A 22,276-nucleotide genomic window follows, 5' to 3' on the forward strand; every position below is an offset into this window, starting at 1 on the left:
GATTAAAACAAATCTTGAACCGAGCCAAGTTTGTGGCTATGAATTTCAATTAGCTCTTGCATTTCATCACTCATTTTCTTGATAGCATCACGGTTTGTGCCTGTATGAATAGCAAAGTTGAATGGTTTTAAACCTTCTAAGACTTCCTTTAGTGCGGAGGCAGAGTAGCTTTTTGAATACATCATTGAAAGGCCGCAAACTTGTCCAAAGATGCTAAATACAGCTTCAAAATATGCTGCTGTAGTTAGCTTTTCGCTGCTCCCTAATGTGCTTTCAAGAACACCTTGTACAGCGGAGGTATAGTTTGATAATAGACGTTTTTTATCATCGTAAGCCAAGCTAGATAATGGATGAACTTTCAATATAGGGTCTAAGGCTGCTTGAAATGGAACATGCGAGATTTTACCTCTAGAACTAGAGGTTGCACTGAGTTTTCCGTAAAGGGGAGAATCAGGCTCATTTCCAAGCTCATCGAATAATCGGGCTCTAACAGCATCGAGCGAGTCCTCTTCAGCCAAAAACTTTAACAACTCAAGACGAAGTGTTTTAGGCACGCCTTTCTGGTTAGAGTTTATATCTATAAAGTATTGAACTTCGTTAGTGTGTTCTAAACCTTTAAAAATACACACGGGTAGTTCAATATCTTGCTCTGCCAAATGAGCGCCATATAATCGATGCTGACCATCAATAACGAATAAAGAGTTAGGAATCAGTTCCATCGATAATTCAGAATTACTGAATGATATAACTGAGTTTTCTTGAGCACTCAGAATTACGGCCCCTGGGATTAGATTCCCTGAATCTAAATATTCCGCGATCAGCTTAGCTCGTGGTTCTGACAAATGACGCTGATACCCCTTTTGTGCATCCTCATCTACTCGAGAAACTGTGGCAACTTGCAAAATTTCACTAGCCTTCATTGCCGTAAGGTATAAATCAATATCATCATTACCTATGCTGAATGCCATTTTATTAATTTGAGTCATCAATTTAGTCCTTTTTCTTATTTTTTTTATGATACCAAGAACAACATCTTGTGTCTTAAATTCTGAAAGTTAAGTCACCCGTTTGTGTAGACAAATTACTGGTATTACAAAAAGTAAGTCAAATGGTGCTTTGGTGAAATGTATTTAAACGCTCACAACACACTTAGGGGCAGAGGTGAGTTAGAGCAACCTGTCGGACCTAATTGCATCGTGATTTGAATTTGACAGGTTGAGTCCAGACTAGGATGACCTCGCCACTGTCAGGGTGTGGCCTACTTATAAATGAGGGATATTTCTCCGTACTAATCCACATAAGACAATAGTCAAAGCCGAAGTCATCTGGAAACGACCTATTTTGTTCAATCACATTAACACCTAAATCATCCGTTATTCACACTGCTAAGCCTTCCCCCAGGGGGTTACGCGTTCATACATCTACTTTTTCAAGATATTTCTTAACCAATAGTAAAAATTGTAACCGCCCCTCATCTCGACGTCTAATTTATACAACCTGAAACATTACAACATGTGATGTCTAAAGTATTTCCCAACTGTAAGTGGATAATTTGAAGAAAATACAACTACTTGCTTTTGTTTGATTATCTGTTTGATTTCAAAATAAGGCGCTCCCATGCGGATATAAGGTTTCGCTTCAGCTGAACGCGCAATGACGCACCCATCGTTATTCGAAAGGCAAATAATTGGCTTTCCTTTTAAATCAGGCCTAAAGACAGATTCACAGGCGGTGTACATGGAATTAACATCGATGAGCGCAAACATATCTTTCACCGACAGGTATGCACGGCATAACGAACGACACCGAAAATTTGCACGTCCGTATCGTCATTGATGGGGATAGAGGGAAATTGGCTGTTAGCGGGAATAAGCGCTTTAGTCGGTGTGATTTGCAGGTACTTACAGGTGAATTCACCATTGTATTCGGCGACTACAATTTCCCCATGACTGGCAGTAAGGTGACTTTCAACGACTAATAAGTCACCGTCAAAAATCCCCGCATCCTTCATCGAATCCCCTGAAGCACGAAGAAAATAGGTGCTTTCAGGATAGCGAATAAGTTCAGCATCGAGCGATAAACGACGTTCGACGTAGTCTTGAGCGGGACTGGGAAAACCACAGGCAACTAGACTCTCGAAAATAGGAATTTGCATAGGGCACCAATACTGTATAAATACACAGTATAAGTATACTTTACTCCATTTTAAAAAACAAACATGTGAATTTATAATTCACATCTACTATTTCGCATGCGAAATGGTTTTCTAATTCCTTCTATACAAACGTAATACATCAGATGTTAATTTATAATGCTGCTTACCCCACCGTCCAAAAATGTTCTCCTCAATATAATCTCGGTTATTTTTGTCACCTTGATCTCTATAGTAGTATATTAAAATGATTCCTTTATCTTTTAGATAGTTTGCAACTTGAGTTATATTTGTCCTTACATAACCAGTATTTGATTGGAACAAATCAAGATCAATACCATCGAATCCGTTATCAAAAGCATCAAGTAAATATGCTAGCAAGGATGATGATATTGAACGACGTCCTGAAGATGTAATTATTTTTTCTAGTCCCGAAAAAGTCATTTTCTTTTTTTATGCCTTCTAAAATTTGCATCTTCCTCTATGGCTGCAGTAATCCAGCCTGCTGCAATATCTTTATTTATATGTTTAGGTAGATAACTTAACATCTCAGCTATACTATTTTTCTTATATAACCGTTGTAATAGAGATGCCATTCCGCACCATTCTACATGTGTGCTTGGTTTCCATTCATTAGCAAATAATAATAGAAGAGCGCTTTGTGCAGCCCAAAGTGGCGTGTTTGTCGGTGTTGTTTTTGTCCATTGGATTAATGCAGAACCTGGAATTGATTTAGACCTTTCAGTAAGACCGAGTTCAATAGCTGTTTGACATAATATTTTTGATTTTTCTGTTGCTGTACCAGATATTTGCAATAACCATGTTTTAATAATCTGGCCACGAAACTCTGTGGCCATAGTTGAAAATGGCGTACCTATCATTTGATCTGTACTAACCCTTTTACTATTAATTTATCAACATTGACAGAGTTGATGCTATTTTCAAGCTTTACCCATACAACCCCGTCACTTTCAGGCTTTTTATCCGTGAGAATAATACCTATCTTGTTATCAAACTCCACCTGAACATGCCACACATCATTTGTATTAACTTGAGATTTTGAATGAGAAACTTGTTTTGATTTCGCATGCGAAATTTTTTCTTTATCTCTATTTTTTATTTTACTTAATTCATCTTTTGCTTCATTACGAGAAACACCATTTTTTCTTGCTTTTTCAACAAGTTTTTCAGCAATTTTGGGGTTAATTTCATTTATCTGAGTAAGTGTATATGCTAAGTCTACATCTAAAGTTACTTTATCTTTTAGTAATGTGGTAACACTTTCAGGAGCACTTATTAATTTTAAATGTTTACTCACAAATGATGTAGGTTTACCTACAGTTTTTGCTATTTCTTCTCCAGTCATTCCATGAACTGTTTTAAGCTCATTAAATGCTACTGCTGTTGCTAAAGGTTTAAGGCCGGATTGTTGTAGGTTTTCTATCAACTGACCAATAATTCGAAATTTATCGTTTTTGGGTGGAGAACCGACATAAATATCAATAAAGGTATCTCCTCTTTTTTTTGCTGTTCGCCAACGAGTTTCACCCATCCAAATCCTATAACCAGTCCTATCTTTTGGATAACAACGCGGTGGTGTTAATATCCCTACAGTGTTAAATGTATCAGCCATTCCCTCTATTATGGAGTCATCAAAATCTTCCTCTGGACGAACTTGACTCTCTGCATAAACTTCATCTATTGAAACTCTAATTATTTGCCCTTCCGTTTCTAATTCAGGGCGGGCAATATCAGTCATAATTTGGTGAGCAGCAATATCTCTGATTTCCTCATTAGGTGACTTAGTTTCAATAACTTTGTTAATTGCTTCGGTTGCCGATTTACGATTTTGATCACGTAGTCGACTCAAAAATTGTTTTTTAGCCATTTAATTTATCCTACCTGTTTCACAATTCGTTTTGCTAATTCTTCATATTGAATTGCTGGTTTAGATTTAGGCTCATATTCTTTAAATGTCATACCTAATTCTATAGCTTCTTTTGCTGTTGCTTGAGCAAACGAAATATAAGCTAAGATATAATCTTGGGTATAACCTTTATCTTCAAGTATTTCGACTAGCATATTAAGGTTATGAGTATCCACAGCCCCCAAATAACCATCAAAAAGTGGTTTTGAATAGTTCGCAACTGTAGCTTGAGTCACATAGGTTCCCAAAAATTGTAACGATGGATTATAGTTTTTCTTTATTTTTTGCATGTAAGTTAATTGTTTAGCTACAGCATTCCTTGATTGTTTTTCTAGTAAGGTTGGAATTAATAAATAATCAGCAGCCATATGACTTGCTACCATTACATTAGAATATGAAGGGGCTGAGTCTATAAAAATAAAATCATATTTTTCCTTCAATTCTAATATACGATCTCGGAAATCAAACATACAATCAGAGTGTCTATAGTTAACCTCATTAAGTTCACTCGTTGTGCCTATGAAGTCACGTCCATCATCTAGAGTTATCGGTTTAATGTCAGTATTAGAAAAAAACAATTGATAGGTATTAGCCTCACCAGGGGTGAACTCATGCTTTAATGGTTCTTTTTCAATTTCCAATGGAAGTTCATTCGGAAAGGTACGTTCTGTTAACCCTGTAGTCCAATCCGCATCAATTTCTAGAACTGAATACCCCATTTTTTGCAAGTTGAAAGATATTTCATTAGTAGATTGAGACTTAACTACACCACCTTTCTGGCTGCACACTACTATTAGCTTGCCAAGTTTTTTTCCTGTTTTGAGTTCCATATTAGAATCCTTAGTATTTCGCATGCGAAATGTTGAGAAAGGTGTGGTGTGACAAGAATATACTTATATTAATATCAATTTTCATATCCACTCCTATGAGTCAGGCGTTTCGCCTAAAAAGACACAACTTCATGTATCTTTGAAAGCTATGAATCTAAATTCATATCTTGAGGGGATTATATCATAAATTCATTGCATATCAATATTGATATGCAATGAATTTCGCAAGCGAAATTTTCTAAAAAATTATCTTATGCTTACATTAAGAACCTTCAACATACCATTTAAGTATAACTAAATGATAAGTATATCCTAGTTTACAATTTACATATCATTTGAATTACATTTACCCCTTTAACGATACATTATTATTTAAGTCATAATGGAAGAATCTTGAATGGGAGAATGAATAAAGTTTGACGTCATTTGATATTATTAAACAAACTTATCTCGCAGAAAAAAATCAATTCTGACAGTTGGCTTTGAGCGAACTGTGGAAATTTGCAGATTGTTTTACATCTGATGAAGGCATTACTTAAAGGGGGGAGTCAACTGGGAGCAGGTCAGATTAATATCTTTTTACAATTCGACTATGGGAAAAACGATGAGGCTTTACATAATAGGAAACGGATTTGACATTCGACATGGCTTACCAACAGGATACAAGCACTTTAAGTCGTATGTGGCAAAAAATGACCAAGAACTATATGATTCGATAGAAGAATACATACCAGCTGGAGACGAGTGGAACGAGTTAGAAAGTGCTTTAGGTGAAATTGATTATGAGCTTATCCTTCAAAACAGTGAGATGTTTTTGGCTTCGTACAATACCGATGATTGGAGCGATGCCTACCATCACGATTACCAATATGAAGTAGATAAAATCACACGGATGCTGTCAGCTCGCTTGAAGAAGCAATTCGCTGATTGGGTTAAAGGGATTAACATAGCCGATGCTTACAATTCTGAGCAATACATCCCCCCCATACCAAGAGAAAGTCTCTATTTTTCATTTAATTATACAAATACCTTGCAGCAAATCTATGCCGTTCCAGACGAGCAAATTATACATATTCACGGCAATTGTAGTTACGATGACGATCTCATACTAGGTCACAGTTTTAGGGAGGAAAAGTCACTAAATCCATATATAGGACCGGATCAAGATACAAGAATAGCAGAGGCGTACGACAGCATAGACGAATACTTCGGAAATACATTCAAGCCCAGCGAAGACATAATTGAAGACATAATTAAAGAAGAGAGTGTTTTTTTCTCGTCGCTTAAAAATGTGGATGAGGTCATTGTCTTAGGCCATTCGCTTGCCGAAGTTGACGGTAAATACTTCGCTGAAATAAATAAATGCATCCAAGAAAACGCTCGATGGATAGTTGCTTTATATAGAGGTGAGGAAAAGTCAGGCAGCTTAGAAGATTATGATGTCAGAGACTCAAATATTTCTTACGTGCAGTATGAAGACATCTGAGTGAAACACATATCATTCTACCCAAAACTGGCTATTGAGTCCGCTATGAGCGAGAAGCGGAAGCTCATCTTATAAATGCTGATCAGAGAACTAGACCGAAGTAAGGGTTGGATGAACGTTCATGCTTACTATGAGATCGTAACGCATCGTAGTTCAATACTCTTAGTGAGTAGATAGTTATTATTGTTCAGATAAGTATGGGAATCTCTAGGGAAGTGTGATGGAAATCATGGTAAGGCATTGATTTTTATAGTAAGAGGTGGTCCCACTTGTTTGAACAACTAAAAGCGTATTTATAAGTGATATTCCGCTCTAGTTAAGCCACCTTGTTTTGTTGGGGTAGCTGATCATAGTAAAACTCATTTGGTGTCATTTTGTCTAGACTCGAATGAGGTCGTTTCAAATTATAAAACTCAAAATATGCACTTAATTGCTTTTTCGCATCTGTGACACTGCTATAAGCTTTGAGATACACCTCTTCATATTTAACGCTCCGCCATAATCGTTCAACCATCACATTATCTACCCATCGACCTTTACCATCCATACTGATTTGAATGCCATTTGATTTCAATACATCAATAAATGCATCACTGGTAAACTGGCTGCCTTGGTCTGTATTAAATATTTCAGGTCGACCATATTTTTCAATCGCTTCATTTAAAGCCGAAATACAAAAATCCACCTCCATACTAATCGATACTCTATGCGCAAGTACCTTGCGGCTATGCCAATCAATCACAGCACATAAATAAACAAAGCCTTTTGCCATAGGGATATACGTTATATCCGTAGACCACACTTGATTACTGCGCTGAATAGCCAATCCTTTGAGCAGATATGGATATTTACGGTGAGCTTGATTAGCCTGGCTTAAATTTGGTTTGCAATATAACGCCTGAATACCCATTTTCTTCATTAAAGTACGTGTATGACGTCGTCCTATATGATGTCCTTGACGATTCAACAAATCACGCATCATACGACTGCCTGCAAAAGGATATTGCATATGTAATTCATCAATACATCGCATCAGCTTCAGATCTGATGCACTCACAGGTTTTGGGCGATAGTAATAACAACCACGGGAGACTTTCAGCAGCTTAGCTTGCTTAGATACTGAAATCTGAAGTGAGTCGTCGATTAACTTTTGTGGTTGAAGCGGCCCAGTTTCTTCAACACACCTTCTAAAAAATCAATTTCTAATGCCTGCTCACCGATTTTTGCATGTAGTTTTTTTAGATCGATGGGTGGTTCTGTTGGAGCTTTTGATTGATCGAAAGCTTGCGAGGAAGCTGAGATCAATTGATTTTTCCAGTCAATAATTTGGTTTTGATGAACATCAAACTCAGCACTCAATTCAGCAAGTGTTTTTTCTGCTTTAATCGCAGCAAGTGCTACCTTAGCTTTAAAATCATTTGAATGATTTCTTCTTGGTCTACGTGCCATAAAATACTCCATATATTGATGTTTATAACATCATTTGAGGAGCAGAATATCACTTATAGGAGTTGTTCAAATTTACGGATCCATCTCTTTTTATCATCCAATTTTTGCAGTTCATTATACTTGGGGTGATAGGCTCTTAATTGATCGGGGTCAATAATTACACTCCCGCCTTTATCTTTGAACTGATCTATAGAATCTCTTGCCAACTTGCCTTTACCCGATGCAGGCTGACCGCCAGTAATGACGACTTTAGGGCTGACTATAGACAGTGAGTTATTCAGAAAATCAGCTTTAATTTTCTCAAATACAAGGCTATGTTCTTCGTCACTTAGTTTGTATTGGTTGTCCATTGATCACCCTTTCATTGTGCCTTAAAGAATGTTCCAACAAACTTATAAACTGTAGGTAGTAATATCAGTCCACAAAATCCAATAATGCCTACAGTGTTATCTGATAAGTTCTCTGAAACAAACACTACGCCCAAGCAACCATAAATCACGACTAGACTTATAATTAGCTTCAGCAAAAAATTTTCATTCCTGATTACTCTGCTCGCTTTTATAGGCTTCACTATGTTTCTTGATTGATTGTATCAACTGTTCTCTATCTTGCTCGTACAAGCCCTGAAGCTCCATTGAAAGAGCCTGTCTATCATCTTCAGGCAAATGTCCTGAAGTACGCAATCCTATACGGTTTGATATGCCAGTCTGTGCAATCCTTAATAATTCAGATTCGCTTAGATCATTAAAATTAATCATCGTTATTTTTCCTTATACCTGAAGATATATAACAATAGGGTATACCCTATTGTTATATAATAATACACCCTAAAAACCCTATAACAATAGGGTTGTTTTGTTAATCTAATGTGATATAACATTGAGGTTATCTAATTTTGTTATACTGGTTATGGAAAAAGAAAATTTAGATATTGAAGATCAAATTAAAAACACACCCTTTCAAAGAGTGGGGTATATCCGTGTATCCACTAAAGACCAAAACCCTGAAAGACAGCTCCATGATCTACCCTTTGAGCTAGATAAAACTTTTATTGATCATTTTAGCGGAAAGACTGCCAAACGCCCTGCACTTCAGGAAATGTTCGATTATGTCCGTAGTGGGGACATTGTGTACGCTCATGATGTTTTTAGATTGGCACGTAGCTTGATTGACCTTGTAACCATTGTTCAAAAGCTAAATAAAAAAGGAGTGTCTGTTCATATTGTCAAAAATAACCTGAACTTTACCCCCAATTCAGATGACAAGTTCGATAAGTTTCAACTCCATGTATTAGGCGCTGTAGCTGAACTTGAAAGGGGTATTATTAGTGAGAATCAAGCAGAGGGAATTAAATTAGCTAAAAAAAAGAAAGGTAAATACAAGGGAAGATCGCCTGCGATTACAGAAGAAAAACTAAAAGAGTTAATTCATACCCTTAAAAATAAGGACGATTCATACCCTTTCACTCAAATAGCTAAAGATTATGGTGTTAGTTATATGACTTTAATTCGATATAGGAAAAAGTATGCAAAACAAATTAACGCCCAGTCTGATTGACCTTTTTGACAATTTTCTCGCACTCATAACAAAAAATAAAGGAAAATTTTAAGATCAATTGGATTTAAGATATACAACAATTATGTTTAAACCTATATAAGAAAACACATTAAGCTTCTTTTATAAGGCATTTTTAAAATGATAATTCAACATAAAAGTCCCTCATCCTCGCCTTCTTTCAAAGTGAGAAGGCGATTTCAATAGCAATATGAATCACTCATTATAAACATTCATTCAGTTTAGAAATAATCTAGAGATATTATGATTAACAGCAGAATTATCGATAAAATCAAATAAGTATTGATATTATTAAAGCTCTTAAGATAATTTAACATTCGTCATTTCCCATAAGAATTTAATAAAATACTATATGGCTGACAGATAGATAAAAGACTAGGAAAAGAAAAGCAGACAAAAAAATACCATCGATAATAAAATCGGTTAAAAATGTTGCACGATGAAATTTAAATAAACTTGTAAAGCTAATAAATTAGGACTTACGCATTGACGGATTCAAAAAAGTATTAAAATACTTTATAAAGTATCTGTGATCAGACGAATTAAACATGCTTCTACAGCAACTTGTACATTACCCATTTATATGGGCTTTCTCATGACAGAACCGAACTCTATTAGCTGCACACAACTTGCCGAGACTTATAACATCTCGCATGATAGTGTAAATCGCTTTCTAGAACGTGAAGACTACACACCTCACGACCTATATCAAGAAGCAATTCAACATATTGATAATAATAAACTTATAGTCAGTATTGATGATACTGTTTTAGATAAACCATATAGTCAGCATATGGACTTAGTTAGCTATTTTTGGTCAGGCAAACACCACCGATCCGTCAAGGGTATTAATCTCATTACCTTGTATGCGACAGATCAAAATGGTCAAAATATTCCAATTAATTTCCGAATTTATGACAAATCTGAAGGTAAAGCCAAGAATGATTACTTTATGGATATGTTAAGTGAAGTACTCAGTTGGGGTGCAAAGATTCAATTTATTACAGGTGATAGTTGGTATTCATCGACTGGAAATCTAAAAACCATAAGAAAACATGGTATTCGATTTATGTTTGGTATCGACTGTAACCGTAAGGTTTCCCCAGAAAAAGGACAATGGTTTCAACTGCGTTTATTGCCAAATTTCCATCAGGGTCAAGTGGTCTGGCTCAAAGATTTTGGCTTTGTACAATTATTTAAGACTCAGTTAAAAGAACAGCAGAGGTTTTATATTGTGCATCAAGATGAAGATGATTTATTGTCCTTTGAGGGTTTTCATGAATTACATTCAAGTCATTGGAAAATAGAGCAATATCACCGGGTGATTAAACAGGTTTGTCATATTGAAAAGTTTCAAGTAAGACGATCTAAACTGATTTTGAATCATATTTTTTCAGCCTTGATGGCCTACGTCGAGATACAAAAGAACCAGTTTGAGCGGATCTTTGAAAATGTATATCGTTGGCAGAAGAAATTATTTAGACCAGTTATCAAAAACTTCATTGATGACTTTATTCTCGATAAAAATCATCTGCTACCACAGAGAATCTATAAATAATAGTGCGTAAGTCCTATAAATTAACAATTTTATATTCATAAAAACTTAAATCACAAGTTAAGCTAATAAACAGTTTTAGATATTTTAAATAAGTTCATTTTAAAAACCAAAATTTAGATTTATTGGTGATATAAAACGGCGAATTCAAACATGAGATATATGTTTCAATAAAAGTTTTTAAGAACTTTATACACCAAATACCAATGCTTCACTTATGATAAAGTGGATTAAAATTGCAGAAAATGGGTAAATCCATAAAAAATGTCAACATCTTCAAATATACAATTGTATTTCAATTTCCGTTGTTTATAGTTGGAACATTTTTTTAAATCTCTACACTCAAGGTTAGATTTATGTCTACTGCTCATAAAAAAGCATCCTTATTGCAAAAAGTCAGTAAAGGACTCACAGTTGGTTCAGTCATTACAGGAAGCACGTTTTTACATGGTCCCCCTGTTTTGGCACTCGGTTTTACCAAGCTGTTTAAAAAATCAAAAAAAGTAGACGAAACCAATATTCAATTGGCCAATAGCTGGATTGGTGTAAACAACCACCTGATTGAAAAGGTGCTGCCAAACCTAAAGTGGGATATGGGTATAGGAAGTTCAACCGCCCTTTTTGGCGAGTCTGGCGGGTAGGAAGCGGCCGCGCAAGCGCCGCTTTGGGCACAGATCGGGCACAGATCGGGGGTTCATGCGTGGGTTTTCGACATCGCGGGGCCACGCAGCGGCTCAGTGCGTAGCCATTTCTCACCGAATCCCGGCACAGGGCCGAGCGCAGCCCTGCGGGGTCGTGGCCGCATCGGATCGGACTCTGGCTTGGCTGCCGGCTGTGTGGCCGGCGCCTCATCACGCGGCGGGCGGCGGGGCGCGCGCTGCGGGCCGGTAGTGCGCTTGCTCCAGCGCGCCGTGTTTCTCGAAGTGGGCGAGGATGGCGCGAATGGCCTTGGGGTCTTCGATGCTGGCGACGATCCGCACCGCGCCGCCGCAGTGGGCGCAGGTGGTGATGTCGATGGAAAAGACCCGCTTGAGCCGTTGCGCCCAGCTCATCGCACGGCGCTTCTGCTCGGGGCTGCGCGGCTCGTCGTGGGCGCTGACGTCCACTGGCGCCGCATCGCCCGCAGGCCGCCTGCCGCGCCCCGAGGGCGTCAGCTGCGCGCGCAGGTTTGCATTCGGGGCGAATACGCCGTGGAAGCGGGTGAGATGCGCGCGTGGCGGCGGGACCAGTGCCGCCAGCTTGGCGATGAAGTCCACCGCATCCCATTCGACATGCGTGGTGCCATTGCGCCACGGCGTCTTGAGCTGGTAACGCACCCTGCCCTGTGGCGAGATCGATAGCCGCTGCTCGCTGATCGCCGGGCGCGTGATGTAGCGGCACAGCTTTTCGAGCTTGTGGCTTTCGTGTGCTTCCGCGGCCACGCCGGCATGCAGCGAGAAGCCGCCGACCTTGCCGGCGTCGCCCTCCAGCGGACCGGCGTCGCCAGGCAGCGTTTGCAGCGTGACGACCTTGCGGCCAGCGTCGCGACCGGTGGCGATGCGGTAGGTCATCGAACTCATCCGCAGCCCATCCATGCCGTCGTCGCTACCCGCGCTGTCGGACAGGAACACGGATTCGTCTTCGCCTTCGAGCCAGCCGCGGCGCGACAGGTGCCGGCACACGCGATGCGCGATGGTGTTGGCCAGTTCCGTCAGTTGCGCCGATGTGGGCGCACGGGTGCGGTGCAGGCGCGGCTTGCGCTGCGGACGCTCGGTGGTGTCCTCGTACACGCCGTCGAGCCACAGCATGTGGAAGTGGATGTTGAGATTCAGCGCGCTGCCGAAGCGCTGGATCAGGGTCACCACGCCGCATTGCGCCGTATCCCGCGGCACGCCGGCCTGATCGGCAAGCCAACCGGCGATCACACGATGCACGATGCCCAGCACCGGGCCGATCGCCTCAGGCTTGCTGGCGAACAGGAAGCGCAACGGGTACGGGAAACTCAGCACCCATTGCCGCACCGGCCGCGGGCCGAACACCTCGTCCACCAGATGCCGCGCCGACTCGGCCATGCGCCGTGCGCCGCAGCTCGGGCACAGCCCGCGCTTCTTGCAGGAATACGCCACCAGCCTCTCGGCACGACAGTGCTCGCAGACCACGCGCAGGAAGCCGTGCTCGAGCACGCCGCAGCGCAGGTAGGTCTCGAACTCCTCGCGCACATACTCGGGCAGCGGGCGGTCTTCGGCCTCAAGACGCGCGATGAAGTCCGGGTAGTGCGCCTGCACTAGCGCGTACAGCAGCGTGCGCTCGGGCAGGTGGCGCGCGTAACGCGCAGCGGCGTGGGCGGCCGGCAGTGGCGCGCACACCTCGGCCTGCCGCCGGGGTGCGGTCAGGCGCGGCACGCAGCGCTCCGTTGCAGGGACGGCTGCTCAGGGTTGCGCCCGCGAGCACGCGTTCATATCGGCGTTTTCTGATCTTCGCGTCAGACATTGCCGCGGGGCGGGTAGGAAGTCTCCCGCCTCGGACGCCAGAACGCACAAAGCCCGGCACGAGGCCGGGCTTTGTGGTCTTGCTTGATGGATCGCGGGGCTTAGAAATCCATGCCGCCCATGCCGCCGCCGGCCGGCATCGCCGGCTCGTCCTTCTTCGGGGCCTCGGCCACCATCGCTTCGGTGGTGATCATCAGGCCCGCGATCGACGCGGCGTTCTGCAGCGCGGTGCGGGTGACCTTGGTCGGGTCCAGGATGCCGAACTCGATCATGTCGCCGAACTCGCCGTTGGCGGCGTTGTAGCCGAACGCACCCGAACCTTCGACCACGCGGTTGAGGATGACCGACGGCTCATCGCCGGCATTGGTCACGATCTCGCGCAGCGGGGCTTCCATCGCGCGCAGGGCGATCTGGATGCCGTGGTTCTGGTCTTCGTTCACGCCCTTGATGCCGGCGATCGCCGCCTTGGCACGGATCAGGGCGACGCCGCCGCCCGGGACGATGCCTTCCTCGACGGCCGCACGGGTCGCGTGCAGGGCGTCTTCGACGCGCGCCTTCTTTTCCTTCATCTCGACTTCGGTGGCGGCACCGACCTTGATCACCGCAACGCCGCCGGCCAGCTTGGCCACGCGCTCCTGCAGCTTCTCGCGGTCGTAGTCGGAGGAGGTCTCCTCGATCTGCGCCTTGATCTGCTTGATGCGCGCCTCGATGCCCGCGCCTTCGCCGGCGCCATCGATGATGGTGGTGTTTTCCTTCGACACCTGGATCTTCTTGGCGCGGCCGAGGTCCTTGATGGTGGCCTTCTCCAGCGACAGGCCGACTTCCTCGGAAATCACCACGCCGCCGGTCAGGATCGCCATGTCTTCCAGCATCGCCTTGCGACGGTCGCCGAAGCCCGGGGCCTTCACCGCGCAGACCTTGACGATGCCGCGGATGGTGTTGACCACCAGGGTCGCCAGCGCTTCGCCTTCGACTTCCTCCGCCACGATCAGCAGCGGCTTGCCGGCCTTGGCCACGCCCTCGAGGACGGGCAGCAGGTCGCGCACGTTGGAGATCTTCTTGTCGTACAGCAGGATGAAGGGATCATCCAGGTCGGCCGACATCGACTGCTGGTTGTTGACGAAGTACGGGCTCAGGTAGCCGCGGTCGAACTGCATGCCCTCGACCACGTCGAGTTCGTTGTCCAGGCCGCTGCCTTCCTCGACCGTGATCACGCCTTCCTTGCCGACCTTGTCCATCGCCTGCGCGATCAGGTCGCCGATGTTGGCATCCGAGTTCGCGGAGATCGCGCCGACCTGGGCGATTTCCTTGCTGGTCGACGACGGCTTGGACAGCGACTTCAGTTCGCCGACCGCGGCCTTCACCGCCTGGTCGATGCCGCGCTTCAGGTCCATCGGGTTCATGCCGGCGGCGACCGCCTTCATGCCCTCGCGGATGAACGCCTGCGCCAGCACGGTGGCGGTGGTGGTGCCGTCGCCGGCGTTGTCGGAGGTCTTGGAAGCGACTTCCTTCACCATCTGCGCGCCCATGTTCTCGAACGCGTCAGCCAGTTCGATTTCCTTGGCGACGGAGACGCCGTCCTTGGTGATGGTCGGCGCGCCGTAGCTCTTCTGCAGCACGACGTTGCGGCCCTTCGGGCCGAGGGTCGCCTTCACGGCGTTGGCGAGCACGTTGACGCCGCGCACCATCTTGGAGCGCGCGTCTTCGCCGAAACGAATGTCCTTGGCAGCCATTGCGAATTACCTCGAAAAATTATTCGGATGAGAAATGTGTGGGAGCGACGCGCGATCAGCCGAGGATCGCGAACAGGTCGTCTTCCTTCACCACCAGCAGCTCGACGCCGTCCAGCTTCACTTCGGTGCCGCTGTACTTGCCGAACAGCACCTTGTCGCCGACCTTGACCTGCGGCGCGCGGACCTGGCCGTTGTCCAGCACCTTGCCGGTGCCGACGGCGACGACTTCGCCCTTGATCGGCTTCTCGGTGGCCGAATCCGGGATCACGATCCCGCCGGCGGACAGCTTCTCTTCTTCCATGCGCTTGATGACCACGCGGTCGTGCAGCGGCTTGATATTGGACATGGCAACCTCGGTAAATGGTTGATTGACGTGGAAAAACCCGGCGATTTTAGCAGTCGCGCGAAGCGAGTGCCAAACCGCGGACAACAGAACCGGGCGAACCCGGCATGCCACCGAGATGGGGCGGGCCCGCCGACTTTCAAGGGCCGCACGCGGATGTCCGCCAGGCCCGCCGGATCGGGGCAGCCGCTACCCTATGCCGGTGAGCGCCCTGATCTGCTTCTGCACCTGTCCCGACGCCGACAGCGCCGAGCGCATCGCCACCGCGCTGGTGGCCGAGCGCCTGGCCGCCTGCGTCAACCTCCTGCCCGGCCTGCGTTCGGTCTATCGCTGGCAACGCAAGGTCGAGGCCGCGGCCGAGGTCCTGCTGCTGGTCAAGACCAGTGCCGAGGCCTACCCCGCCCTGCAGGAACGCCTGCGCCAACTGCATCCCTACGAACTCCCGGAGCTGCTCGCGGTCGAAGCCGCGTCCGGCCTGCCCGAATACCTGCAATGGCTGGCCGCCGAGAGCCGACCGGTAAACTGAGCCAATGACCGCATCCACGATCCGCCTGCGCCGCTGGCTGGCCGGGCTCGCCCTGCTGCTTGCGCTGCCCGCGACCTCGGCCGTCGCCCAGGACTTCGAACTGCCGCCGGTCGACGAGGTCTTCGTCCTGTCCGCGCAGGCCACCGCGCCGGACCGCATCGAGGTGCGCTGGCGGATCGCCGACGGCTATTACCTGTACCGGCACCGCACCTCGGTCAAGGCCGATGCCGCCTTCACCGGCGCGACCATGGCGCTGCCGAAGGGCAAGGCCTACCGCGACGAATTCTTCGGCGACGTCGAAACCTACCGCAAGGAATTGCTCGGCACCCTCACCGGCACGCCCGCGGCCGGCGCGAGCGCGACCACCCTGACCGTGAAGTACCAGGGCTGCGCCGATGCCGGCGTGTGCTACCCGCCGCAGACCCGCACCCTGAAGGTCGCGTTGCCGGGCGAAGCGGGCGCTGGCGGCTTCGGCTGTAAGGCGCGCGGGCTGCATGATTATGTCGTCAAGAACGGCTCTGCCGATCATCCCAACGCCGAGGTGAAATTCGCACTGGGTGATGTGGTCAACACCATGATCGGCTGCACTAATGGTGAAACGATCATGCTGTGCCACGACACCTCGCTGCCGCGCCCCTATTCTCTCGGCTTTCGGGTGCAAGGCACCGAGGGGCTGTGGATGGACGTCAACAAGTCGATCTATCTGGAGGGCAAGAGCCCACAGCCGCACCGCTGGGAGCCTGCCGAGGGCTGGTTTGCGAAATACGATCACCCGCTATGGAAACGCTACGCCGATCTGGCGGCAGGGGCCGGGCATGGCGGGATGGACTGGTTCGTGATCCACGCTTTTGTCGAGGCGCTGAAGGCCAAGGCCCCGATGCCAATCGACATTTACGACGCGCTGGCCTGGAGCGCGATCACGCCTCTGTCGGAACAATCGATTGCTGAGGGCAATCGCACGTTAGATTTTCCCGACTTCACCCGAGGGCAGTGGCGCACCCGCAAGCCGATCTTTGCGCTGAACGACGCCTATTGATCGACGCGATTTAGGCCAAGCGCACCGCAAAGGCGAAATTGGTAATCTTGTCGGTATCCTTGACGCCCGGCGCGCTTTCGACGCCGCTGGAGGTATCGACCAGCGGCGCTCCGGTGCGCGCAATCGCCTCGGCAACATTCGTCGGATTTAGCCCGCCTGCCAGCCCCCACGGCAAGGCACCGCGATATCCGGCCAGCAGCGACCAGTCGAACGCCAACCCCATGCCGCCGGGCAGCGCGCCTTTGGGGGTCTTGGCGTCGAACAAGATCAAGTCCGCCGCCCCGGCATAGGCTGCGGCGCGTGCGACATCGCTGGCGCTGGCGACGGGCAGCGCCTTCCACACCGGCTTGCCAAACCGCGCGCGCAACTGGGCCACGCGTTCGGGCGATTCCGAACCGTGCAGCTGCAGCGCGTTCAGCTTGGCTGCCACCAGTGCGTCGGCGATGACAGCATCATCCGCATCGACGAACAAACCGACCATGGCGATCTGGCCAGCTGCGCGCGATGTCAAAGCGCCCGCGACATTCGACGTAACCGCACGGGGCGACGCTGGATAGAACACCAACCCGGCATAGTCCGCCCGCGCCGCGATGGTCGCATCGAGCGCCTCGGGTGTGCTGATCCCGCAAATCTTGATTTTCGCGGGCATGCGGTCAGTCGGGGTTCTGGATCAGCCGCACCAGCGTGCAGTCGGGATCGATCAGGTAGCCGATCCTCAGGCCGCTCGCCTCCAGTTGCGGAGCTTTGAAGCGCGGCCAGCCGGTGCTTTTTTCCTCGGCTCCCGCCGCGTTCACCAATGCCACCATGGCATCGAGATCATCCAACCGCAGGCAACAGCCGAACGAGCTCGTAGCTGGGTCGAGGTCAGGATAGGGGAAGAATTCGAGCTGCAAACCGCCGCGCTGCAGGATCATCCAGCCGCGATCCTTCCAACTCGTCGCAAAGCCCAGCTTCGCATAAAACGCCTCTGTCACATCGAAATCGCGCGATGGCAGATTGGGGGTGACGTGGTCAGCCATGGCTCAGCGCAGCTTGTCGGCCATGCGGGCCGTATGAGTGATTGCGGCGCGGCTATCGGGGGCGGAATGGCTCATCACGATCATGCTGGCCTTGGGGAACGCCGCACCAAACGCGCGCGCTGACGCGGCGTAGTGCTCAGTGTCGGCATCACCGAGATTGCCGAGCGACTTGGCCTTGCTGTCCTTGATCAGGCAGCCACCAAAAGCGATGTCGGTGCCGTCGATCCCAACGGTGATATTGTCACTGGTGTGGCCGGGGCCGGGGTAAAATACCTTGAGCGGGCCAAAGTTGGGCGCGGTTGCTGGTTCGACCCAGCCATTGGCGGCGAAAGTCAGGCTGTGTTGCGCCGCAACCATCCCCTCTTGCGGGGCAAGCTGGTTCGACAACGCATTGGCATAAGTCGCAATCCCCGCCGCATGCAGCGCGTCCATACCGCCCATCTTGTCCTGATGCGCGTGAGTCACCACCGCCAGCGCGACCGGCAGGTTGATCTCCTGCTTGATCCAGTTGAGGATCTGGGCGGTCTGGTCATCGGTCCAGGCGGTATCGACCACCAGCACGCGGCCGCCATCCCTGACGATCAAACCGTTGGAAGCGACTGCCCCGAAACCCGGCATGTCGAGATAGGAAGTGTGCTGCCAGACATTCGGTGCGAGCTGGCGGAAAACCAGATCGCCAAACCGTTGGTCGCCAGTTTCCATTTGCTGGCCAATCGTCGGGCGGATTTCACCGGGCATGCACCCGCTCAGCATCAATGCAGCGGCTAATGCGGTGCTCAGCTTCGCGACCGGGTGCATAATATTGGGCAATTCCATCAAGTTTTCCTTTTATTCAGCATTAAAAACCCCGCAAATGCGAGGCCTAGTAAATAGATGATCTTAATTTGGTTCACTGTAGCAAAAATATGGGGCGAATTCAAACATGAGGTGCGACAGTTTCAAAAGCCATATGATAATCAACAAGCTGAGCAAATTTCTCTAATGGTGTAAGCCAATCTAACGCCTTTCTAGGACGAGTATTCAGTGACATGGCAACTTGATTTAAATAATGCTGATCTGCCTGATTTAAATCAATCCCTTTAGGTAAATATTGCCTAATTAAACCATTCATATTTTCGCATGTGCCTTTTTGCCAGGGTGAATGTGGGTCACAGAAATATACATCTATGCCTAAATCTTCTTCGAGTATTTTATGTTCTGACATCTCACGTCCACGGTCATAGGTCAACGTTTTACGCAGTTCTGCAGGTAAATATTTCAGAGCTTCAGTTAAAGCCTTGCGCACTGATTCTGCCTTTGCATCAGGTAATGTTGCCAAGATACAGAGCCGTGTATTTCGTTCAATAAGTGTTGCTATCGAACTTTTATTGTCTTTACCTTTAATTAAATCAGCTTCCCAATGACCCGGTATTTTTCTTTCTTGAACTTCGGCTGGGCGCTCATGAATAGTTTTAATATCCTGTAATATAGAATCTTTTTTAGGTTCACCGTTAGCTTTTCGCTTTTTATTTTCATGACGTAGACAGGATAATAAGTCTTTTTTCAACTCACCCTTTGGTAATGCTCGTATCGTTGAATAAATCGTTGTATGGCTTACATTCATTGTTTGATCCAAATCAGGAAATGTCTTTAAACGCTTTGCTATTTGCTGAGGAGACCATAAACAACGGATCGCTTCAACAATAAATTTCCAGAGGATTGAATCGATTTTGAGTTTTCTGTGACCACGTCTACGTCTAGCGAAGGTGTTATCAGAAGCATATCGAGCTTGATAAACGTCATTGATGCTATTTCTTTTAAGCTCACGATAGATCGTACTAGGATGTCTTTTAATGAGTTCAGCAAATTTTCTGGCTGAAAAGCCTTCTTTTCTTGACTCAAGCATTAATGCAGTACGATCTTCAAAGTTAAGATGATGGTATGACAATTTTATATACTCCATAAACCCTTTAAATTAATTAGGTGGTTTATGTCGCACTTCAAGTTTTACTCTGCCAACTTTAAATCAGTGGCTCCACTAACACTCTTCACTTATTTATTTAAAATTTAGCGACGTTAAAAGACAATTAAGTATTTTTAGATAATGCTTAGAATCAATTCAATTCATCAAGTTTTAAAAAATAATTCCTTTTGTCAGGTCTATCATTTTTTAAATGCTTTAAAAATATTTTAGCAGTTTCCTCCGAGGCATCCTCTCTTAGGCAACGTTCAACAAAGGATATATCTACAAATTCATCAGCTAACCCAGCACGGCCAAGATCTAAAAAGTAAATTTCATTGAATTTATCTATAAAAATATTACTATCCGTGATATCGCCATGAGAAAAAACCAATCTTTCTTCAACACGAGTCTCAGTTAACTCATTCCATAGACTTAGGTAAGTTCTATGGTCTCCCCATAATTCAGCGTCAAAATCATCTTGATCTATATCGTCAAGGAGTTGGTTATCAATAAAAAATTTTGACTCTTTTAACCGATGATCAATGTTTGAAATAAATGGACAATCAATAATAGCAACTGAATTTAACAGATTGAGTGCCTCCTTATAGATAGCAAGCAATTCTTGGTCTGTTAAAAAAAGCGCTGAAATTGGTTTTGCATTGATCGCTTTAGTGATCATTAATTCAAACTGCTCATCCTGAAAAGTCATGATGAGTTCAGGCACCTTTAATTTCTCAGAGAGCCAACTCAACATTTTCGCTTCGCGAGAGACACTGTATGTGGTCTCTGTATATAAAGTGCTAGATCGCTTAAGAAAAAAAGTTTCATTATTTCGATTAAAAGAATAAACATCCGATGGCGACTGACCAATTTTATTTGGCTCTAAAACGCTGTTTCCAATAAATTGTTGAATAATATTGGGCAATTCCATCAAGTTTTCCTTTTATTCAGCATTAAAAACCCCGCAAATGCGAGAGAGGTGGTCCCACTTGTTTGAACAACTAAAAGCGTATTTATAAGTGATATTCCGCTCTAGTTAAGCCACCTTGTTTTGTTGGGGTAGCTGATCATAGTAAAACTCATTTGGTGTCATTTTGTCTAGACTCGAATGAGGTCGTTTCAAATTATAAAACTCAAAATATGCACTTAATTGCTTTTTCGCATCTGTGACACTGCTATAAGCTTTGAGATACACCTCTTCATATTTAACGCTCCGCCATAATCGTTCAACCATCACATTATCTACCCATCGACCTTTACCATCCATACTGATTTGAATGCCATTTGATTTCAATACATCAATAAATGCATCACTGGTAAACTGGCTGCCTTGGTCTGTATTAAATATTTCAGGTCGACCATATTTTTCAATCGCTTCATTTAAAGCCGAAATACAAAAATCCACCTCCATACTAATCGATACTCTATGCGCAAGTACCTTGCGGCTATGCCAATCAATCACAGCACATAAATAAACAAAGCCTTTTGCCATAGGGATATACGTTATATCCGTAGACCACACTTGATTACTGCGCTGAATAGCCAATCCTTTGAGCAGATATGGATATTTACGGTGAGCTTGATTAGCCTGGCTTAAATTTGGTTTGCAATATAACGCCTGAATACCCATTTTCTTCATTAAAGTACGTGTATGACGTCGTCCTATATGATGTCCTTGACGATTCAACAAATCACGCATCATACGACTGCCTGCAAAAGGATATTGCATATGTAATTCATCAATACATCGCATCAGCTTCAGATCTGATGCACTCACAGGTTTTGGGCGATAGTAATAACAACCACGGGAGACTTTCAGCAGCTTAGCTTGCTTAGATACTGAAATCTGAAGTGAGTCGTCGATTAACTTTTGTGGTTGAAGCGGCCCAGTTTCTTCAACACACCTTCTAAAAAATCAATTTCTAATGCCTGCTCACCGATTTTTGCATGTAGTTTTTTTAGATCGATGGGTGGTTCTGTTGGAGCTTTTGATTGATCGAAAGCTTGCGAGGAAGCTGAGATCAATTGATTTTTCCAGTCAATAATTTGGTTTTGATGAACATCAAACTCAGCACTCAATTCAGCAAGTGTTTTTTCTGCTTTAATCGCAGCAAGTGCTACCTTAGCTTTAAAATCATTTGAATGATTTCTTCTTGGTCTACGTGCCATAAAATACTCCATATATTGATGTTTATAACATCATTTGAGGAGCAGAATATCACTTATAGGAGTTGT

Annotated in this window: 22 protein-coding genes and 4 pseudogenes; 7 read left to right on the plus strand and 19 right to left on the minus strand. The window is 45.7% G+C overall.

The features are described 5' to 3' along the window. Positions 1-2 precede the first annotated feature (2 nt). The 7 genes and pseudogenes from M1F26_RS19840 to M1F26_RS19870 all read right to left on the minus strand — a co-directional run bounded on the left by M1F26_RS19840 (position 3) and on the right by M1F26_RS19870 (position 4,909). Positions 3-986, minus strand: a complete 984-nt coding sequence (locus tag M1F26_RS19840; RefSeq protein ID WP_071979582.1) for a DGQHR domain-containing protein — start codon at positions 984-986, stop codon at positions 3-5. 555 nt (positions 987-1,541) lie between these two features. Then, positions 1,542-1,766: pseudogene (locus M1F26_RS19845) on the minus strand (SOS mutagenesis and repair protein); the annotation flags it as partial. A gap of 5 nt (positions 1,767-1,771) precedes the next feature. Further along, the gene (gene umuD, locus M1F26_RS19850) at positions 1,772-2,155 is read right to left on the minus strand and encodes a translesion error-prone DNA polymerase V autoproteolytic subunit (RefSeq protein WP_140172784.1); all 384 of its coding nucleotides are present in this window, start codon (positions 2,153-2,155) and stop codon (positions 1,772-1,774) included. Between the two features lie 111 nt (positions 2,156-2,266). After that, complete coding sequence (locus M1F26_RS19855) at positions 2,267-2,596, minus strand: hypothetical protein (RefSeq protein ID WP_071548935.1); 330 nt, start codon at positions 2,594-2,596, stop codon at positions 2,267-2,269. Next, a complete protein-coding gene (locus M1F26_RS19860; protein ID WP_140172785.1) occupies positions 2,593-3,033 on the minus strand; it encodes a hypothetical protein in 441 nt (146 codons plus the stop codon). Before M1F26_RS19860 ends, M1F26_RS19855 begins: the two co-directional genes overlap by 4 nt. Beyond that, entirely contained in the window at positions 3,030-4,040 is a 1,011-nt protein-coding gene (locus M1F26_RS19865; RefSeq protein WP_140172786.1) for a ParB/RepB/Spo0J family partition protein, read from the minus strand. The genes M1F26_RS19860 and M1F26_RS19865 overlap by 4 nt, the downstream gene beginning before the upstream one ends. A 5-nt stretch (positions 4,041-4,045) precedes the next feature. Next, complete coding sequence (locus tag M1F26_RS19870; protein WP_071548932.1) at positions 4,046-4,909, minus strand: ParA family protein; 864 nt, start codon at positions 4,907-4,909, stop codon at positions 4,046-4,048. Between the two features lie 604 nt (positions 4,910-5,513). Here M1F26_RS19870 and M1F26_RS19875 point away from each other — a divergent pair. Next, positions 5,514-6,395: a bacteriophage abortive infection AbiH family protein gene (locus M1F26_RS19875; RefSeq protein WP_140172787.1), complete on the plus strand. Its 882-nt coding sequence runs from the start codon at positions 5,514-5,516 to the stop codon at positions 6,393-6,395. 316 nt (positions 6,396-6,711) lie between these two features. Here M1F26_RS19875 and M1F26_RS19880 read toward each other — a convergent pair. The 3 genes from M1F26_RS19880 to M1F26_RS19890 form a co-directional block, all read right to left on the minus strand. Continuing rightward, a protein-coding gene (locus M1F26_RS19880) for an IS3-like element ISAba14 family transposase (RefSeq protein ID WP_223155595.1) occupies positions 6,712-7,844 on the minus strand; the annotation gives its coding sequence in 2 pieces (ribosomal slippage) (positions 6,712-7,592 and positions 7,592-7,844; 1,134 coding nt in all). A 53-nt stretch (positions 7,845-7,897) separates the two neighbouring features. Then, positions 7,898-8,194 (minus strand): zeta toxin family protein, encoded by a 297-nt coding sequence (locus M1F26_RS19885; RefSeq protein WP_318837678.1) that lies wholly within the window; start codon positions 8,192-8,194, stop codon positions 7,898-7,900. Between the two features lie 183 nt (positions 8,195-8,377). Continuing rightward, positions 8,378-8,602: a hypothetical protein gene (locus tag M1F26_RS19890; protein WP_015056389.1), complete on the minus strand. Its 225-nt coding sequence runs from the start codon at positions 8,600-8,602 to the stop codon at positions 8,378-8,380. Positions 8,603-8,753: 151 nt separating this feature from the next. Here M1F26_RS19890 and M1F26_RS19895 point away from each other — a divergent pair, with 151 nt between their 5' ends. The 3 genes and pseudogenes from M1F26_RS19895 to M1F26_RS19905 form a co-directional block, all read left to right on the plus strand. Continuing rightward, positions 8,754-9,401 (plus strand): recombinase family protein, encoded by a 648-nt coding sequence (locus M1F26_RS19895; protein WP_004993315.1) that lies wholly within the window; start codon positions 8,754-8,756, stop codon positions 9,399-9,401. Positions 9,402-9,948: 547 nt separating this feature from the next. Continuing rightward, positions 9,949-10,977 (plus strand): transposase, encoded by a 1,029-nt coding sequence (locus M1F26_RS19900; protein ID WP_080564174.1) that lies wholly within the window; start codon positions 9,949-9,951, stop codon positions 10,975-10,977. Positions 10,978-11,330: 353 nt separating this feature from the next. Beyond that, positions 11,331-11,576, plus strand: a pseudogene (locus M1F26_RS19905) (hypothetical protein); the annotation flags it as partial. Positions 11,577-11,825: 249 nt separating this feature from the next. On the opposite strand, the gene M1F26_RS19910 reads toward M1F26_RS19905, so the two are convergent. The 3 genes from M1F26_RS19910 to groES all read right to left on the minus strand — a co-directional run bounded on the left by M1F26_RS19910 (position 11,826) and on the right by groES (position 15,521). Continuing rightward, on the minus strand, positions 11,826-13,319 hold the full coding sequence (locus M1F26_RS19910) for an IS91 family transposase (protein ID WP_043907034.1): 1,494 nt from the start codon (positions 13,317-13,319) through the stop codon (positions 11,826-11,828). A 224-nt stretch (positions 13,320-13,543) separates the two neighbouring features. Continuing rightward, on the minus strand, positions 13,544-15,175 hold the full coding sequence (groL, locus tag M1F26_RS19915) for a chaperonin GroEL (RefSeq protein WP_065995563.1): 1,632 nt from the start codon (positions 15,173-15,175) through the stop codon (positions 13,544-13,546). A gap of 55 nt (positions 15,176-15,230) precedes the next feature. After that, the gene (gene groES, locus M1F26_RS19920; protein WP_004201172.1) at positions 15,231-15,521 is read right to left on the minus strand and encodes a co-chaperone GroES; all 291 of its coding nucleotides are present in this window, start codon (positions 15,519-15,521) and stop codon (positions 15,231-15,233) included. Between the two features lie 193 nt (positions 15,522-15,714). Here groES and cutA point away from each other — a divergent pair, with 193 nt between their 5' ends. The 3 genes and pseudogenes from cutA to M1F26_RS19935 form a co-directional block, all read left to right on the plus strand. After that, positions 15,715-16,044 carry a divalent-cation tolerance protein CutA gene (gene cutA, locus M1F26_RS19925; RefSeq protein WP_004201171.1) on the plus strand — a complete coding sequence of 110 codons (330 nt, stop codon included), beginning with the start codon at positions 15,715-15,717 and terminating at the stop codon, positions 16,042-16,044. 4 nt (positions 16,045-16,048) lie between these two features. After that, positions 16,049-16,423: pseudogene (locus tag M1F26_RS19930) on the plus strand (protein-disulfide reductase DsbD domain-containing protein); the annotation flags it as partial. A 90-nt stretch (positions 16,424-16,513) separates the two neighbouring features. After that, positions 16,514-17,080, plus strand: a pseudogene (locus M1F26_RS19935) (twin-arginine translocation (TAT) pathway signal sequence domain protein); the annotation flags it as partial. 10 nt (positions 17,081-17,090) lie between these two features. On the opposite strand, the gene M1F26_RS19940 reads toward M1F26_RS19935, so the two are convergent. From M1F26_RS19940 to M1F26_RS19965, 6 genes are all read right to left on the minus strand, one after another. After that, complete coding sequence (locus tag M1F26_RS19940) at positions 17,091-17,729, minus strand: phosphoribosylanthranilate isomerase (protein ID WP_004201168.1); 639 nt, start codon at positions 17,727-17,729, stop codon at positions 17,091-17,093. 4 nt (positions 17,730-17,733) lie between these two features. Continuing rightward, positions 17,734-18,099, minus strand: a complete 366-nt coding sequence (gene ble, locus M1F26_RS19945) for a bleomycin binding protein Ble-MBL (RefSeq protein ID WP_004201167.1) — start codon at positions 18,097-18,099, stop codon at positions 17,734-17,736. Between the two features lie 3 nt (positions 18,100-18,102). Further along, a complete protein-coding gene (locus tag M1F26_RS19950) occupies positions 18,103-18,915 on the minus strand; it encodes a subclass B1 metallo-beta-lactamase NDM-1 (protein WP_004201164.1) in 813 nt (270 codons plus the stop codon). Between the two features lie 100 nt (positions 18,916-19,015). Continuing rightward, on the minus strand, positions 19,016-19,984 hold the full coding sequence (locus tag M1F26_RS19955; protein WP_005804963.1) for an IS30 family transposase: 969 nt from the start codon (positions 19,982-19,984) through the stop codon (positions 19,016-19,018). A gap of 208 nt (positions 19,985-20,192) precedes the next feature. Beyond that, positions 20,193-20,972 (minus strand): APH(3')-VI family aminoglycoside O-phosphotransferase, encoded by a 780-nt coding sequence (locus M1F26_RS19960; protein ID WP_014386410.1) that lies wholly within the window; start codon positions 20,970-20,972, stop codon positions 20,193-20,195. Positions 20,973-21,077: 105 nt separating this feature from the next. Then, a protein-coding gene (locus M1F26_RS19965; protein WP_223155595.1) for an IS3-like element ISAba14 family transposase occupies positions 21,078-22,210 on the minus strand; the annotation gives its coding sequence in 2 pieces (ribosomal slippage) (positions 21,078-21,958 and positions 21,958-22,210; 1,134 coding nt in all). Between the last annotated feature and the right edge of the window lie 66 nt (positions 22,211-22,276).

Origin of the sequence: Providencia sp. PROV048, from assembly GCF_033688165.1 — a bacterium.
Taxonomy (GTDB): Bacteria; Pseudomonadota; Gammaproteobacteria; order Enterobacterales; family Enterobacteriaceae; genus Providencia; species Providencia hangzhouensis.

What these genes read in the sequence shown, in the direction of transcription:
- umuD (WP_140172784.1), bottom strand. Translation starts at nt 2,155, where the DNA reads ATGCAAATTCCTATTTTCGAGAGTCTAGTTGCCTGTGGTTTTCCCAGT.
- cutA (WP_004201171.1), top strand. Translation starts at nt 15,715, where the DNA reads ATGCCGGTGAGCGCCCTGATCTGCTTCTGCACCTGTCCCGACGCCGAC.
- M1F26_RS19860 (WP_140172785.1), bottom strand. Translation starts at nt 3,033, where the DNA reads ATGATAGGTACGCCATTTTCAACTATGGCCACAGAGTTTCGTGGCCAG.
- M1F26_RS19955 (WP_005804963.1), bottom strand. Translation starts at nt 19,984, where the DNA reads ATGCTTGAGTCAAGAAAAGAAGGCTTTTCAGCCAGAAAATTTGCTGAA.
- ble (WP_004201167.1), bottom strand. Translation starts at nt 18,099, where the DNA reads ATGGCTGACCACGTCACCCCCAATCTGCCATCGCGCGATTTCGATGTG.
- M1F26_RS19960 (WP_014386410.1), bottom strand. Translation starts at nt 20,972, where the DNA reads ATGGAATTGCCCAATATTATTCAACAATTTATTGGAAACAGCGTTTTA.
- M1F26_RS19875 (WP_140172787.1), top strand. Translation starts at nt 5,514, where the DNA reads ATGAGGCTTTACATAATAGGAAACGGATTTGACATTCGACATGGCTTA.
- groL (WP_065995563.1), bottom strand. Translation starts at nt 15,175, where the DNA reads ATGGCTGCCAAGGACATTCGTTTCGGCGAAGACGCGCGCTCCAAGATG.
- groES (WP_004201172.1), bottom strand. Translation starts at nt 15,521, where the DNA reads ATGTCCAATATCAAGCCGCTGCACGACCGCGTGGTCATCAAGCGCATG.
- M1F26_RS19890 (WP_015056389.1), bottom strand. Translation starts at nt 8,602, where the DNA reads ATGATTAATTTTAATGATCTAAGCGAATCTGAATTATTAAGGATTGCA.
- M1F26_RS19840 (WP_071979582.1), bottom strand. Translation starts at nt 986, where the DNA reads ATGACTCAAATTAATAAAATGGCATTCAGCATAGGTAATGATGATATT.
- M1F26_RS19895 (WP_004993315.1), top strand. Translation starts at nt 8,754, where the DNA reads ATGGAAAAAGAAAATTTAGATATTGAAGATCAAATTAAAAACACACCC.
- M1F26_RS19870 (WP_071548932.1), bottom strand. Translation starts at nt 4,909, where the DNA reads ATGGAACTCAAAACAGGAAAAAAACTTGGCAAGCTAATAGTAGTGTGC.
- M1F26_RS19855 (WP_071548935.1), bottom strand. Translation starts at nt 2,596, where the DNA reads ATGACTTTTTCGGGACTAGAAAAAATAATTACATCTTCAGGACGTCGT.
- M1F26_RS19950 (WP_004201164.1), bottom strand. Translation starts at nt 18,915, where the DNA reads ATGGAATTGCCCAATATTATGCACCCGGTCGCGAAGCTGAGCACCGCA.
- M1F26_RS19885 (WP_318837678.1), bottom strand. Translation starts at nt 8,194, where the DNA reads ATGGACAACCAATACAAACTAAGTGACGAAGAACATAGCCTTGTATTT.
- M1F26_RS19940 (WP_004201168.1), bottom strand. Translation starts at nt 17,729, where the DNA reads ATGCCCGCGAAAATCAAGATTTGCGGGATCAGCACACCCGAGGCGCTC.
- M1F26_RS19865 (WP_140172786.1), bottom strand. Translation starts at nt 4,040, where the DNA reads ATGGCTAAAAAACAATTTTTGAGTCGACTACGTGATCAAAATCGTAAA.